The following is a 13,552-nucleotide window of genomic DNA, read 5'->3' as shown; positions in this document are numbered from 1 at the left end:
CTCAATCTCCCCTGATCAGGAGTCGGTACGTAGTCGTTGCTGGTGGGCCTCCAGCCACTCCAGCCGGTCCAGGAGCTCGTCCTCGCGGGCGTCGAACTCCTCGGGACCGATGCTGCCGTCGAGCAACTGCTGTTCCAGCGCGGCCAGTTGCTCACGGACCGGCGCCGGGTCGTAGTACTCGCGCTCGGCGGTGAGCAGCACTTGGTCCAGGACCCAGACCGTGCCCCGCACCGGGGCCACCGGCAGGGTCAGGAGTTGTGTGAGGAGGCCCATGGCCGGTCTCCTCTCATAGGTCAGACGAAGCTGTACGGCGGCAGGGGGCCGTGCAGGCTGAAGTCGTAGGTGTCACCGCGCTGCCCGGCCTCCTCGTGGACCGCCTCCGAGAAGGCCGCGGCCTTCTCCCGCTCGACGAGGAAGGACGCACTGAGGAAGTGGCGCTTCGTCGGCTCGACGTCCGCGGTGCGCACCGCGGTCCCGGAGAGCCGGGCCACGATGTCCGACCGGGCGCGCTCGTGACGCGCCTCCACCTCCTGCGAGATCAGCTCGCCGAGCGCCACCTTGTCGTCGTAGGCGCCGGGGTTCTCCCGCGTACGGTCGTTGAGCCGCCGTACCTCGGCGGACTCCCGCATGATCTCCCGCAGCAGGTCGTCCTCGTCGCGCGCCACCTTGAGGTGGTACTCACGGCAGCCGTCGACCTCTTCGAGCCGCCGGAGGTAGCTGTCGCGGTCCTGCTCCAGGACGGTGGCCACCTGCGCGTCGTCGGTGCCGACCAGTCCGAAGCGCATCGGCAGGGCGGCGCCGTCGGCCAGCAGACGATCCTGAACGTCCTGGTGGGCGGCTACATCGCGGCGCTTGGCCCGGAGCTGCGGCGGTGCGTCGCTGACCACCGCGCACAGGTCCTTGGTGCGGACGGTGCGCAGCTGCGCCGCGGGTTCGCCGACCCCGCTGATGCCGGAGAGCCGCAGGGGGTGGCCGGCCGCCGTGATGGCGTAGAGGTACGTTCCCATGGCTCAGTCCTCCCGGCGGCGCGCGGTGCGCCGGTTGCTGGCGGCGGAAGATTTACGTGCCGGCCGCTCTTCCTCTTCCGCGGAGTCCTCCTGGCCCTTCTGCAAGGATTCGCTGAATGCCTCAACGGCACCGGTCAGCGCGCCTTTCGACTTTCCTTTGGCGCCACTCTCGGTCGCCTCACCGACCAGATCGGTGAGCTGGCTCGGTGCCTTACGGCCGGATTCCAGATCGAGTCGGTTGCACGCCTCGGCGAAGCGCAGATAGGTGTCCACGCTCGCGACGACGACGCGCACATCAATCTTGAGGATTTCGATACCGACGAGCGAGACCCGCACAAAGGCGTCGATCACGAGTCCTCGGTCAAGGATCAGCTCAAGAACATCGTAAAGATTTCCCGAACCACTTCCGCTGGTCGCGGCGTTGGATTGCTGAATGGCAGTCACGGTCGATCGTCCCTTCCAGGTGACTGGAGCGGGTCATGGGGCCGTGCGTTGTCGTGGTGGGTGCCGAGCGTCGGGGGCTTACTTGTCGATCTGGCCCCGCCCGTATCGGCGGGTCCGCTCGTATCCCATGAGTTGGCCCTGTTCATCGAGGCGGACGCGGTAGGAAGCCATCACGCTCGCGGTGTCCGGCACCCTTTCGATCTCCACCACTTCCACGTTCGCCAACCAACCGTCCTCGGTGGGCTTGAGAGCCGACACCGAGTCGGGCTCACATTGGAGCAGTTGCGCAAGTTGCCCGGAGGCGTGGCGCATTGCCGTGGAGGCGGAGATCCGTTCCGTTCCGCCGCCGTGTGCTTTCTCGCGTTCCGTGTTTTCCTCGGTCGCCATGATCCCGCCTGTCGTGCGTCGTAGGGCTTTCTGTCGAAGTACGGAGGCCGTTTGCTGGCGGTAGAGGATCGCGTGCCCCTGGGACTCGAACATATGCGTAGCCGCGCACATGGGGGAGCAATTCCCGTTCACGCAAGAGCGTCTTCGTCCCGCAAGCCGGGGATCGACGCACAGGTCGACGCGCAGGCCAACGCACTGGCCAACGTGCAGGTCAATGTGTACGGATCGCCGGGCGGATCGGCGCATGAATGAGCTCACCGTCGCGTCATGGACAGCGCAGGACGGCAAGCGAAACAGGGACCGGAACAGGACAGACAGACCAATTCCGAGGTGCGGAAAGGTAATTCAGAGCCGGACGTGAGGCGCCGCGGCGGGCGGTTCGCCCGCGACGGCCACCTGCGCGGGGCGCAGCAGACGGTCGCCGACCCGGTAGCCCAGGCGCAGCACCTCGGTGCACAGGGCCTGCTCCAGCCGGTCGGTGGGGGTGAAGGTGACGGCCTCGTGGATCAGCGGGTCGAACGGGTCGCCCGCCGCGCCGAAGGCCTGCAGGCCCAGCGCCCCGAGCTCGGTGCGCAGTGCCTCGGCGACGCGCCGAAATCCACCGGTGACCTCGCCCTGCTCGGTGGCCTCGGCGAGGGAGTCGAGCACGGGCAGCAGCCGGCTCAGCACATTGGCCACCGCGATCTCGCCGACCGCCAGCCGGTCGCGGTGGACCCGCTTGCGGTAGTTGTCGTACTCGGCCTTCAGCCGCTGCAGGTCGGCGGTCCGCTCCCGGAGTTCGGCGTACAGCACCGCCTCCGGCGGCGTCGGCCGCCCGGCCGACTCGTCATGGCCGGACGGCCTGCCGGTGCCCTGCTCCACCCCTTCGTCCGGGCGGTCGGTGACATCGGGCGGGCCCGGTTCGGGGCGCTTTGCCGGCCCGTGTCCGACGAGGGCCAGCGGGGGGTGGGGCAGGCCGTGGACGTGGGGCGGGCGGTTCATCGTGCGCTGCCCTCCTGCTTGTCGTCGTCGACGATCTCCGCGTCGACGACATCGTCCTGCTCGTCGGCGGCGGCGTCCGACCCGCCCTCACCGGCAGCGGCGCCTTCAGGGCCCGGGGCGGTCTGCGCGCCCTGGGTGTCGGCGTACATGGCCTGGCCCATCTTCTGGGAGACGGCCGCGAGCTTCTCGCTGGCGGTGCGGATCTCGGCGGTGTCCTCGCCCTTGAGCTTTTCCTTCAGCTCGCCGACGGCGGTCTGGACCTCGGTCCTGACCTCGCCGGGGATCTTGTCCTCGTTGTCCTTGAGGAACTTCTCGGTCTGGTAGACGAGCTGCTCGGCCTGGTTCCGGGTCTCGGCGGCCTCGCGCCTGCGGCGGTCCTCATCGGCGTGGTGCTCGGCGTCGCGGACCATCCGGTCGATGTCGTCCTTCGGCAGCGAGGAGCCGCCGGTGACGGTCATCTTCTGCTCCTTGCCGGTGCCCAGGTCCTTGGCCGTGACATGCATGATGCCGTTGGCGTCGATGTCGAAGGAGACCTCGATCTGCGGGACCCCGCGGGGGGCCGGCGGCAGGCCGGTCAGCTGGAACATCCCCAGCTTCTTGTTGTACGCCGCGATCTCGCGCTCGCCCTGGTAGACCTGGATCTGCACGGACGGCTGGTTGTCCTCGGCCGTCGTGAAGATCTCGGAGCGCTTGGTCGGGATCGTGGTGTTGCGTTCCAGGAGCTTGGTCATGATGCCGCCCTTGGTCTCGATACCGAGGGACAGCGGGGTGACGTCCAGCAGGAGGACGTCCTTGACCTCACCCTTGAGCACACCGGCCTGGAGGGCGGCGCCGATGGCGACGACCTCGTCGGGGTTGACGCCCTTGTGCGGGTCCTTGCCGGTCAGCTCCTTGACCAGCTCGGTCACCGCGGGCATCCGGGTCGAGCCGCCGACCAGGATCACATGGTTGATGTCGGCGACCTTGACCCCGGCGTCGTTCACCGCGTTGTGGAACGGAGTCTTGCACCGTTCGAGCAGGTCGGCGGTGAGCTGCTCGAACTGTGAGCGGGTGAGCTTCTCGTCCAGGTGCAGCGGCCCGTCCGCCGACGCGCTCAGATACGGCAGATTGATCGTGGTCTCGGTCGCCGCCGACAGTTCGATCTTCGCCTTCTCGGCGGCCTCCCGCAGTCGCTGGGTGGCCATCTTGTCCTGGGACAGATCGATGCCGTACGCGTTCTTGAACTGCTTGGTCAGGTGGTCGACGATCCGCTGGTCCCAGTCGTCGCCGCCCAGGTGGGTGTCGCCGTTGGTGGCCTTCACCTCGACGACGCCGTCGCCGATGTCCAGCAGTGAGACGTCGAAGGTGCCGCCGCCGAGGTCGAAGACCAGGATGGTCTGGTCGTTCTCCTTGTCGAGGCCGTAGGCCAGGGCGGCAGCGGTCGGCTCATTGACGATCCGCAGCACCTTCAGGCCGGCGATCTCGCCGGCCTCCTTGGTCGCGGTGCGCTGGGAGTCATTGAAGTACGCCGGAACGGTGACCACGGCATCCGTGACGTCCTCGCCCAGGTATTCCTCGGCATCGCGCTTGAGCTTCTGCAGCACCCGCGCGGAGATCTCCTGAGCGGTGTACTGCTTGCCGTCGATGTCGCCGCTCTCCGGGAAGCGCCACTGCGCCTCGCCCATGTGGCGCTTGACCGACCGCGCGGTGCGGTCGACGTTGGTCACGGCCTGCCGCTTGGCGATCTCGCCCACCAGCACCTCACCGCCCTTGGCGAAGCCGACCACCGACGGGGTGGTCCGGGCGCCCTCGGCGTTGGTGATGACCGTGGGCTCGCCGCCCTCCAGCACACTGACCACCGAGTTCGTCGTACCAAGGTCAATACCCACTGCACGTGCCATGGTCTTCTCCTCACCTTGCGGCCCGCTCGCGGAACGGCCCCGCGTAGGCCTCCTCACCTGCTGATATGGGGAGCAAGCCGCCTACTCATCTGCATAGAACGCGCTGACACGCATGTCAAGATATTCCTATTCAAGGCAAAAGTTCGTTTTGCGCCAACCGCTGCCGTGCCCCCGCCGACGGCTGCCCCCGGGTGATCCCGTTCCCGGGACGCGCCCACACCGCGGCGCCTTCCCGGGGCGGCACGGTCCAGTCGCTTCCCGCGCGGCCACGCCGACGCGGGCCGGAGCGCTACCCCAGGGGAGTGAGGCGTCGCGGTGCCGCGCTGCGCGGGCACATGCGCGGTGCGCCCGGCGGATCACCGTCCGGGCGCACCGCGCGGGCGCGCTCACGCCGCGATGTCAGGGGTCGAGGCCCAGGTGCCGAGGGACATCTCGGCGGTGATGCCGGGACCGAAACCCGCCAGCAGACCGCGCTGGCCCTCGACGGCCGATGCTTCGTCGAACATCCTCGCCAGGGCGTCGAGCACCACACCGCTGGCGATGTTGCCGTACTCGGTCAGCGTCGCGCGGCTGAAGCGGAACGCCTCGGGCGGCACCTCCAGGAAGTGGCACAGGTCGTCCAGAATGCGCGGACCGCCCGCGTGGACGATGTAGAAGTCCAGTTCGCCCGCGTCCCATTGGTGCTGCTTCGCGATGGCGCGCAAAGCAGGGGCGAGCGGCTCCATGGTGCCGGGTACCCGCTTGTCCAGCTGGAAGTGGAATCCCGTGGCCCGCACCGCGTAGGAGATCCAGTCCTCGGTGTTCGGGATCAGGTACGAGCTGTTGCGCTCCAGGCGGACGCCGGTGCCGCCGTTGCCCCGGACCACGGCGGCGGCGACCGCGTCGCCGAACAGGCCGTTCGACAGCAGCGATCCCACCCCCAGATCAGTGGGCTGGTAGCACAGCGAGCAGAATTCACACGCGACGATGAGGACATTGGCCTCGGGGTACGCGGTGCAGAAGTCATGCGCGCGGTTGATCGCGGCGCCTCCCGCGGCACAGCCGAGTTGGGCTATCGGCATCTGCCGTGTCTCCGACCGGAAGCCGAGAGTGTTGATGAGCCATGCCGTCAGGGACGGCATCATGAAGCCGGTACAGGAGACGTAGACGATCAAGTCGATCTGCTGTGGCTCCAGTTCGGCCTGGTCGAGTGCCTGGCGCACCACGGCGGGGACACGGGCCTTGGACTCCTCCTCGTAGACCGCGCTGCGGGCGTCGAGCCCCGGGTGCTTGAGCACCTTGTCGATCGGCTGGATCAAATGCCGTTTGCGTACACCGGTGTGCTCGATGAGGCGGAGCACCAGCCGCAGCTGCGAATGATCCTTGTGCAGCCGCCGTGCGAGTTCGAGGGTGTCGTCTTGGGTGATGACGTATTCAGGGACCGCGATTGCAGGTTTGCACAGAACCGCCATGGGATGGGCTCCTTGCAGACTTGTGGTCCGCTCAGGGAATTCCCTGATTTCCCTTTCGGGTCGCTGTCGGCCGGTGGTTCCCGCCGCGGCAACCTGCCCGAAGAACGGGCACGTTGGCCTTGGCGGGAATCGGCGGACTGAAGTGCACGACCCTCGGAGAGAACTGTGAGCGGGCCATCCGTCGAAGAATGAACTCTCCCCGTGCAGGTGGATCTTCTTTCCGACTAGTAACCGTACGCCAGAGCGGTGACTTCTGCATTCTGCGGCGTCGGCACCCTTACCAGGCGACCGGCAGCTCCAGCGGATAGCGCCAGATCGAGGTCGTGTTCCAGCGCACTTCCTCGGCCGGCTTTGCCAGCCTGAGCTCGGGGAAGCGCTCCAGGAGGGCGCCGAGGGCGACTTCCAGCTCCGTGAAGGCGAGCGGGGCGCCCAGACAGTGATGGCCGCCCCAGCCGAAGGTCATGTGGGAGGGCCGGTCCTCGCGTTCCAGATCCAGCTCGTCGGGCCGCTCGAACTTCCGGCCGTCCCGGTTTGCCGTCAGGTAGGAAACGTGCACGATGTCCCCGGCCCGGATCATCACCCCGCTCAGCTCCACGTCCTCGGTGGCGACGCGGGGGATACCGACGCCCTTACGGAAGGGGATGAACCGCAGCAGTTCCTCCATCGCCTGCGGGAGCATCTCCGGGCGGGCCCGCACCATGGCGAGTTCCCTGGGCCGGGTGAGCAGGGTGTAGGCGAGGTTGCCGATCTCGTAGGTGGTGGTGTCCTGGCCGGTGATGAGCAGCACCATGGCCAGGACCGTGAGTTCCTGGTCGTTGAGGAGCTCGTCGCCGTCGCGAGCGGTCGCCAGCGCGCTGATCAGGTCGTCTCCCGGGTGCTGGCGGCGCTTCGCCGTCAGCGTCTTGAAGTACGCGCGCATATCGGCCTTGGCGCGGACGGCGCTGTCCCGGTTCTCGACGGTGACGTTCATCATGGTCCGTGCGTGCCCGCGCAGTTGTGCGCGGTCGGCCTCGGGGATGTCGAGGACCTCGCAGATGGTGGTCAGCGGCAGCGGGGACGCCAGGCTCTCCATCAGGTCGGCCGGGGAACCCTGCGCGGTCATCCGGTCCAGCAGGTCGTCCACGACGTGCTGCGTACGGGCCCGCATGCGCTCGACCTGACGCGGGGCGAACGCTTTGGAGACCAGGCTCCGCAAGCGGCTGCTGGCCGGCGGGTCCATCACGTTGATCGCCTCGTCCTGCACGATCGGCTCGGGCGTCATCCGTGGGAAGTCCCGGCCGATGATGGCACTGCGGCTGAAGCGCCGGTCGGTCGTCACCGTGCGCACATCCTCGTACCGGGTCACGAGCCAGGCCTCGCCCTCCCCGTAGGGCAGCTTGATACGGGCGACCGGTTCCTCGGTCAGCAGACGCTTGAGCGTCGGATCGAATTCCAGTGCCTCGGCGTAGTCGAACGGGCAGTTCCACACGGTAGCGCCGGGTTCCATAATGAGCTCCCGAAGTCAGAGGTGACGAGTGGATTCACCGCCTGTGAAGGCAGAAAATTGGCGCATGTACGCGTACGTACCAGGCCGTCAGCCAGAAACGCGCCAATTCATCCCGGATATCGTAAACACGGGGATGCGGAGGCGGCTTTACCGTCCGATCACGCTGAGGAATGGCGGGTGCTGTGGTCCGCCATTCCCCAGCGAATTGCGACCGGGGCCGGGTGCCCGAAGCGTTGCGCCATAAGGGTGATGTCCCCGCCCGTTCTGTGCGGTGACCACTGTGCTCAGCGCCGCCCCGGGCGCCGCGGGGAGGTCACAGGCCGTGGCGGCGCCCGCCGAGTACGCGTGCGCACACCTCGGCTTCCGTCCGTGCGGCGAACGGCTCCCGCGGTGCCGGGATCCGGGCGCGGTGTGCGGCGACGGCGCGGGCGGTGTCCTCCTTGACCAGATCGCCGTTGATCGACGTGGCGGCGGTGAGCCCGGCGGCAGCGGCCTGGATCACCCCGGCATACGGATCCGTGACATTGCCGGCCACCCACACTCCGGGAATCCGGGTTGCCCCGGCCGGGCCGGCGGCCACGGCACTGCCGAGTACCTGCTCGCCGCCCTTCTGCTCGTCCACTTCGAGGTCGAGCCGGGCCAACACGGCCCCACGTGCCGCGAACCGCGGTGCGACGACCACCGCCCGGCACGGGACGACCCGGCCGGAGTCCAGCCGCAGCCCGGTGAGCCGGTCGTCGGTCAGCTCCACCCCGGTGACCTTGCCGTCGACCACCGCGATACCGCGGGCCGCGAGCTGCTCCCACTGCTCCTCGGACGGCTCCGGCGCGGTGTGCAGGAACAGGGTCACCTCCGCGCTCCACTGGCGGAACAGCAGCGCCTTGTCCACCCCGTTCGGCCCGGTGGCCAGCACCCCGATCGGCTGGTCGCGGACCTCCCAGCCGTGGCAGTACGGGCAGTGCAGCAGCTCACGCCCCCACCGCTGCGCCAGCCCCGCGACCTCGGGCAGTTCATCGACCAGCCCGGTGGCCACCAGCAGCCGTCGCGCCCTCACCCGGGTGCCGTCGGCCAGCGCCACGTCGAAGCCCTCGTGCTCCCCGCCGTCGCCGGTCCGGCGCCGGGCCGAGACGACCCAGCCGCTGACGACCGACCCGCCGTACGCCGCCACCTCCGCCCGCCCCGCCGCCAGCAGCTCCGACGGGGGCGTGCCCTCCCGGCCCAGGTAGTTGTGCACCCGGTCGGCCGGGGCGTTGCGCGGCTCGCCGGCATCGACCACCAGTACCGAACGCCGTGCCCGGGCCAGCGCCAGGGCCCCGCTGAGCCCCGCCGCGCCACCCCCGACCACCACCACGTCATGGTGCGCCTCCGCGGAGAGCGCGGCCGGAATCCGGTCCTTCTTCTGAGTTGCCATCTCTCGTACCTCCGTTCACCGGAGATGCTCGACCGGCCGCGCCGCATTGACAAACATCGTTGCCGAGATGGCAAAGAGGAAGTCCGCCGTCCGGGGCCCGGCCACCGGCGCCGGCCCCTCGCTCAGTGCCCGCGCGTGCCCGGAGCCCGCACCGTGCCGTCCGACCCCTGCCGATCGGTGGCGTGGAGGGTGCCGAGCAGGGAGAGGGCCTCGGCGCTGGGGCTGCCCGGCTCGGCGTGGTAGATCACGAGTTGCAGGCCGGGCGCGCTCCGGACGTCGAAGGCCTGGTAGGTGAGGGACAGGGCGCCGACCTCCGGGTGGCTGAACTCCTTTGCCTCGTGGGTCTTTCCGCGCACGGTGTGGGAGTGCCAGAGCTCGGTGAACGCCGCGCTCGCCGCGGTCAGGCTCCGCACCAGCGCGGCCGGCCGCGGGGCATCGGGGTCACGGCCGACCGCCTGCCGCAGATTCGCCACCGTGGCCTGGGCCGCCCGGTTCCAGCGCGTGTGGAACTGCCGCGCCGCCGGGTCGAGGAACACCATGCGGGCAAGGTTGTCCGCCCGCTCGAAGGGGGAAAACAGCGCCTCGGCCAGGGAGTTGGCGGCCAGGATGTCCAGCGCCGGGTTGAGGACGAAGGCCGGTGTGTGCGGATAACCGTCGATCAGCTGGCGCAGGGCCGGGCCGACGGTCTCCGGCCCGTAGGACGCCGGGCGGTCGTCCGGGACGACACCGGCCAGCCGGCACAGATGCGTCCGCCCGTCCTCGTCCAGCCGCAGCGCACGGCTGAGGGCATCGAGCACCTGCGGCGAGGGGTGGCGTTCGCGGCCCTGCTCCAGCCGCGCGTAATAGTCGGCGTTCATGCCCGCCAGGACGGCGACCTCCTCGCGGCGCAGTCCGGGGACCCTGCGACGCCCGTGGGAGGGCATACCGACGTCCTCGGGGAGGACCTGTGACCGGTGCGCCCGCAGGAACGCCCCGAGTTCGTTGTTCGTCATCCGCCCAACGTAGGGCGTGTCTGCGGGAGGTGCCTGGGTGTGGGGCACCCAGGCACGAGCTGTCCTGGTCGCGGTGCGCTCCGCGGTGGAGGCTCGCCGGTGAAAGCAACTGGCAAAGGAGCAGCCATGACGGAGCACGAGAAGGCCATCCTGATCACCGGCGCGAGCAGCGGCATCGGCGAGGCGACCGCCCGCCGCCTGGCCGCCGACGGTCACCGCGTCTTCCTCGGCGCCCGCCGCACCGATCGACTGGAAGAGCTGTCCCAGGAGATCAGCAACGACGGCGGCACCGCGGCCTTCCGGCGACTGGACGTCACCTCCGCCGAGGACATGCGGTCCTTCGTCGCGGCCGGGCGCGCGGAATTCGGACGGGTCGACGTCCTGGTCAACAACGCGGGGGTGATGCCGCTGTCGCCACTGGAGGCGCTGCGGGTGGACGAATGGGACCGGATGCTCGATGTGAATGTGCGCGGGGTGCTCCATGGGATCGCCGCCGCGCTGCCCGTGATGCGAGCCCAGGGCGCCGGACACTTCGTCAATGTCGCGTCGACCGGGGCGTACGAGGTGGTGCCCACCGCCGCGGTCTACTGCGCCACCAAGTTCGCCGTACGGGCGATCTCCGAGGGACTGCGCCAGGAGTCCGCGGGCGGCATCCGGGTCAGCGTGGTCTCGCCGGGCGTCACGGAATCCGAACTCGCGGACTCCATCACCGATCCGACGGCCCGGGACGCCATGACGGCCTACCGCGCGGTGGCGCTGCCCGCTGCCGCGGTCGCGGACACCATCGCCTTCGCCGTGAGCCGGCCTCCGGAGGTCGAGGTGAACGAGCTGGTCGTGCGCCCGGCGGCCCGCACCCGCTAACAGGGCGTCTCCACAGGGCGCTTTGGCGACAAAGGGAGCGCCACCGGACCCGGTGGCGCTCCCCGCCCCTCCGCCCGCCCGGGACAGCCCTCAGTTCGCCTGCCCCAGGGCATGGCCCTCGCTCGCGGCGAGAACGAAGGGGTGGCCCGCGGGGTCCGCATAACGGCGGGCGTCGTAGGGCCCGCGGTTCTCCCGCGTCTGCAGCGGCCGTGCTCCCAGGCTGACCGCTTCGCGCTCCGCCTCGTCCATGTTGTCCTGCGGGACGAGGAAGTGCAGATGTGCCTGCTGTGAGTCGTCCGGGCGGGGCCAACTGGGCGGCGCCGCGCCCCGGTCCCGTCGTATCGCGAGGTGCACGGTGTCGCTCTCGACGACTTCGATGTAGTCCGGGCTGGTCCCGATCCGCACTTCTCCGCCGAGGAATTGTGCGTAGAAGTCCGCCAGTGCCGCGGGCTCCGCGCAATCCAGTACCAGGACGCTGGTTTTGGCGATGGCCATCCGGTTCCCTTCCTGTCGACGGGCCTCCGCCCGCCTCTCCGGACCGCTACCCCGAGACGGCTCCGACACTCCGCGTGCCGGGAAAGCCGCTTCGCCCGACCCGGCCCGCCCGCCTTGTGGAAGGGCGACGCGCAGACAGCCGGGGGAGTGGTCCCGGCCGATGACGCTACGGGGCAGATCCTTGTTCACGGCGGGCCTGTTCCAGCAGCGTACGGGCGCTACGGGCATGGGGGTGCGCGGCACCGAAGGCACGCTCACAGGCGCGTACCGCTTCCCCGGCCAACTGGACGGCGTCGGCCCAGGTGAGCTTCTCGGGCCTGGTGTGGGGACCCATCGTGCGGTCCAGAAAACGCACCACCGGCGCCGGGAACATCCCCACGCCCCTCGACCGGCTCGCGCCCTCGTCCCGCAGCGAGCGGACCGCTGCCGCCGTCACCTCCGCGTGCACGAGTCGCAGCAGGGCGGCATCCCGAGGGCGGTCCCCTTCGAGTTCCGCTCTGTCCCGGTAGGTGAGGGCGTCATGGACCAGGGCGAAAGCCTCGTGCCACAGGCGCTGTTGTCCCAGCGCGCGGGCGCGGTGCAACTGGGCGAGCAGGCGCGCCGGATGCGCCGCCCCCTGGACCCGCCAGCGCAGGCCGGCCGCCGCATGCAACAGCCGCTCGCACTCGGCGTAGCGCCGCAGCCCGTACAGCGCATCGGCCAGGGCATGCTGCACCTCGGCGATCTGCGTCAGCACATGACAGTCGGCCGGGGAGAGCCGACCGGTGAACGGGCCGTCGGCGTTCTCCCGGAAGATCTCGGCGATGCTCGGGCCGGTGTGCCCGGCAAGCGACAGTCCGCGCCCGCCCGCCTCCCTCTCCGCCCGGTCGAGCACCGGACGCAGCACGGCCTCCGCGTCGCCGAAGTCCCCGCAGCCGACCTGGAGTCGGCCGAGCGCCAGGACGTCCCCGAGCTCCGCCCCGGCGCCCGACGACTCCACGATCCGCACCGCGAACGGCAGCCCTTCCTCGTACCGGCCGGCCGCGGCATACGCGTCCCGGACCCGGCGCGCGACCGTGGCCGCCCGTGACGGTTCCCGGCCGGCACGCCACAGCAGGGCCATCGCATGCGGGGCGAACACGTCCGGTGCCGTACCGTCGGGCGACCGCAGCAGGGCATGGTCGAGCAACGCCGCGGCGTAACCGCACAGTTGCGCGCGCACCTCGTCCGTCAGCTCCCGGGCGGACTCGGCGACGGCGGCGGCGTCCGCCCGCACACAGGGCACCGGGGGTTCACCGGCCACCCCCGCGCGGTCGGTCAGCTCGCGCACCTCGGCCGCCACCCGTTCCGCCGGCAGCTCCGGTATCCGGACCGCGGCGAACGCCTCGGTGGACAGCACGGACAGCGGAAGGGGCGCCTCGTCGAAACACGACAGCAGATGCCGAAGGGAGAGCCGGGGCGCCGTCCTCGGCGCGCGGTCGTCGCCGTGCTGATGGGTGATGTGCAGATCACGGGCGGCCTGGTAGATCCGTGCCTGGTCGTGCGCCTCGGCTTCCCAGGACGCCCCGTCGCTCATGACCCCTGTACCCGCATATCGCGCCCGGCCTGGTAGATCCGGGAGCTGCCCTCCGCGCGCGCCTGCAACTGCACGTTACCGGCGGGGAGTTCCGCCGGCTGCGCCCCCTGCGCCGCCTCCAGCACCCGCCGCAATTCCTCGGCGGCCGCCGGATCGTCCCGCAGGACACGCAGCAGCCGCCGCTGCCACTCGCCGACCAGTTCCTGCTCCGTCTCCTCGTCAGCGCCCCCCTCCCTGGCCTGGACGAGTTCCGCGCGGGCCTCGTCGAGGTCCCGGCCGACACCGTCGGCGTCCGCGGGCCGTACCCGCCGCCACAACGCGACCACGCCGTCCCGGGTCTGCCCCCAGGCCTCGGTCACCATCAGCCCGACCAGCGTCGTCCCCGCACTGGCAAGCACCGGATCCATCGCTCCACCGCCCCGTTCCCGTCATCTGGCTCATCGGCCCTCCCCGGCCCCGGCCCGCGTCCCGTGCGGACCTGGTTTCGGACCACTGCACGCGTAGTCTCCTACGTCCGGTGACGGTGGCTCAACAACAGCGGCCGCGGGGCGCGCGCTGCCGGGTGTGGTGCCGAGGGCCGGTCGCGGCAGTAAAGTCTGCTC

Annotated in this window: 14 protein-coding genes; 1 reads left to right on the top strand and 13 read right to left on the bottom strand. The window is 70.1% G+C overall.

Annotated elements, in window-relative coordinates:
- Window positions 1-15: 15 nt before the first annotated feature.
- From NUT86_RS03925 to NUT86_RS03880, 10 genes are all read right to left on the bottom strand, one after another.
- Window positions 16-273 (bottom strand): gas vesicle protein GvpG, encoded by a 258-nt coding sequence (locus NUT86_RS03925; protein WP_262037852.1) that lies wholly within the window; start codon window positions 271-273, stop codon window positions 16-18.
- 20 nt (window positions 274-293) lie between these two features.
- Window positions 294-1,007, bottom strand: coding sequence for a GvpL/GvpF family gas vesicle protein (locus tag NUT86_RS03920; RefSeq protein WP_274733422.1), 714 nt, complete (start codon window positions 1,005-1,007; stop codon window positions 294-296).
- Between the two features lie 3 nt (window positions 1,008-1,010).
- The gene (locus tag NUT86_RS03915) at window positions 1,011-1,451 is read right to left on the bottom strand and encodes a gas vesicle structural protein GvpA (protein ID WP_148591555.1); all 441 of its coding nucleotides are present in this window, start codon (window positions 1,449-1,451) and stop codon (window positions 1,011-1,013) included.
- Between the two features lie 78 nt (window positions 1,452-1,529).
- Window positions 1,530-1,838: a gas vesicle protein GvpO gene (locus NUT86_RS03910; protein ID WP_274733419.1), complete on the bottom strand. Its 309-nt coding sequence runs from the start codon at window positions 1,836-1,838 to the stop codon at window positions 1,530-1,532.
- Window positions 1,839-2,183: 345 nt separating this feature from the next.
- Window positions 2,184-2,819: a nucleotide exchange factor GrpE gene (gene grpE / locus NUT86_RS03905; protein WP_274733417.1), complete on the bottom strand. Its 636-nt coding sequence runs from the start codon at window positions 2,817-2,819 to the stop codon at window positions 2,184-2,186.
- Entirely contained in the window at window positions 2,816-4,699 is a 1,884-nt protein-coding gene (gene dnaK, locus NUT86_RS03900) for a molecular chaperone DnaK (protein ID WP_093638079.1), read from the bottom strand. The genes grpE and dnaK overlap by 4 nt, the downstream gene beginning before the upstream one ends.
- Window positions 4,700-5,085: 386 nt before the next feature.
- Window positions 5,086-6,168 (bottom strand): type III polyketide synthase, encoded by a 1,083-nt coding sequence (locus NUT86_RS03895; RefSeq protein ID WP_262371613.1) that lies wholly within the window; start codon window positions 6,166-6,168, stop codon window positions 5,086-5,088.
- A 259-nt stretch (window positions 6,169-6,427) separates the two neighbouring features.
- Window positions 6,428-7,636, bottom strand: coding sequence for a cytochrome P450 (locus NUT86_RS03890; protein WP_093638074.1), 1,209 nt, complete (start codon window positions 7,634-7,636; stop codon window positions 6,428-6,430).
- Window positions 7,637-7,949: 313 nt separating this feature from the next.
- Entirely contained in the window at window positions 7,950-9,047 is a 1,098-nt protein-coding gene (locus NUT86_RS03885) for an NAD(P)/FAD-dependent oxidoreductase (protein WP_274733414.1), read from the bottom strand.
- 122 nt (window positions 9,048-9,169) lie between these two features.
- A complete protein-coding gene (locus tag NUT86_RS03880; RefSeq protein WP_148592836.1) occupies window positions 9,170-10,039 on the bottom strand; it encodes a helix-turn-helix transcriptional regulator in 870 nt (289 codons plus the stop codon).
- Between the two features lie 126 nt (window positions 10,040-10,165).
- Between NUT86_RS03880 and NUT86_RS03875 the strand changes: the two genes are divergently transcribed.
- Complete coding sequence (locus NUT86_RS03875) at window positions 10,166-10,900, top strand: SDR family oxidoreductase (protein WP_109887216.1); 735 nt, start codon at window positions 10,166-10,168, stop codon at window positions 10,898-10,900.
- 90 nt (window positions 10,901-10,990) lie between these two features.
- Here NUT86_RS03875 and NUT86_RS03870 read toward each other — a convergent pair whose 3' ends face one another.
- From NUT86_RS03870 to NUT86_RS03860, 3 genes are all read right to left on the bottom strand, one after another.
- Complete coding sequence (locus NUT86_RS03870) at window positions 10,991-11,395, bottom strand: VOC family protein (protein WP_093638062.1); 405 nt, start codon at window positions 11,393-11,395, stop codon at window positions 10,991-10,993.
- Window positions 11,396-11,561: 166 nt separating this feature from the next.
- The gene (locus tag NUT86_RS03865) at window positions 11,562-12,950 is read right to left on the bottom strand and encodes a hypothetical protein (protein WP_274733410.1); all 1,389 of its coding nucleotides are present in this window, start codon (window positions 12,948-12,950) and stop codon (window positions 11,562-11,564) included.
- Window positions 12,947-13,357 carry a hypothetical protein gene (locus tag NUT86_RS03860; RefSeq protein ID WP_093638452.1) on the bottom strand — a complete coding sequence of 137 codons (411 nt, stop codon included), beginning with the start codon at window positions 13,355-13,357 and terminating at the stop codon, window positions 12,947-12,949. Before NUT86_RS03860 ends, NUT86_RS03865 begins: the two co-directional genes overlap by 4 nt.
- Window positions 13,358-13,552: the final 195 nt, after the last annotated feature.

The sequence above is a fragment of the Streptomyces sp. G7(2002) genome (assembly GCF_028870195.1).
GTDB classification, from domain to species: Bacteria; Actinomycetota; Actinomycetes; order Streptomycetales; family Streptomycetaceae; genus Streptomyces; species Streptomyces nigrescens.
The sequence above is the reverse complement of the archived record's forward strand: the minus strand, read 5'-3'. Positions and strand labels throughout refer to the sequence as shown.

What these genes read in the sequence shown, in the direction of transcription:
- grpE (WP_274733417.1), bottom strand. Translation starts at nt 2,819, where the DNA reads ATGAACCGCCCGCCCCACGTCCACGGCCTGCCCCACCCCCCGCTGGCC.
- NUT86_RS03925 (WP_262037852.1), bottom strand. Translation starts at nt 273, where the DNA reads ATGGGCCTCCTCACACAACTCCTGACCCTGCCGGTGGCCCCGGTGCGG.
- NUT86_RS03865 (WP_274733410.1), bottom strand. Translation starts at nt 12,950, where the DNA reads ATGAGCGACGGGGCGTCCTGGGAAGCCGAGGCGCACGACCAGGCACGG.
- NUT86_RS03885 (WP_274733414.1), bottom strand. Translation starts at nt 9,047, where the DNA reads ATGGCAACTCAGAAGAAGGACCGGATTCCGGCCGCGCTCTCCGCGGAG.
- NUT86_RS03910 (WP_274733419.1), bottom strand. Translation starts at nt 1,838, where the DNA reads ATGGCGACCGAGGAAAACACGGAACGCGAGAAAGCACACGGCGGCGGA.
- NUT86_RS03860 (WP_093638452.1), bottom strand. Translation starts at nt 13,357, where the DNA reads ATGGATCCGGTGCTTGCCAGTGCGGGGACGACGCTGGTCGGGCTGATG.
- NUT86_RS03890 (WP_093638074.1), bottom strand. Translation starts at nt 7,636, where the DNA reads ATGGAACCCGGCGCTACCGTGTGGAACTGCCCGTTCGACTACGCCGAG.
- NUT86_RS03875 (WP_109887216.1), top strand. Translation starts at nt 10,166, where the DNA reads ATGACGGAGCACGAGAAGGCCATCCTGATCACCGGCGCGAGCAGCGGC.
- dnaK (WP_093638079.1), bottom strand. Translation starts at nt 4,699, where the DNA reads ATGGCACGTGCAGTGGGTATTGACCTTGGTACGACGAACTCGGTGGTC.
- NUT86_RS03920 (WP_274733422.1), bottom strand. Translation starts at nt 1,007, where the DNA reads ATGGGAACGTACCTCTACGCCATCACGGCGGCCGGCCACCCCCTGCGG.
- NUT86_RS03880 (WP_148592836.1), bottom strand. Translation starts at nt 10,039, where the DNA reads ATGACGAACAACGAACTCGGGGCGTTCCTGCGGGCGCACCGGTCACAG.
- NUT86_RS03870 (WP_093638062.1), bottom strand. Translation starts at nt 11,395, where the DNA reads ATGGCCATCGCCAAAACCAGCGTCCTGGTACTGGATTGCGCGGAGCCC.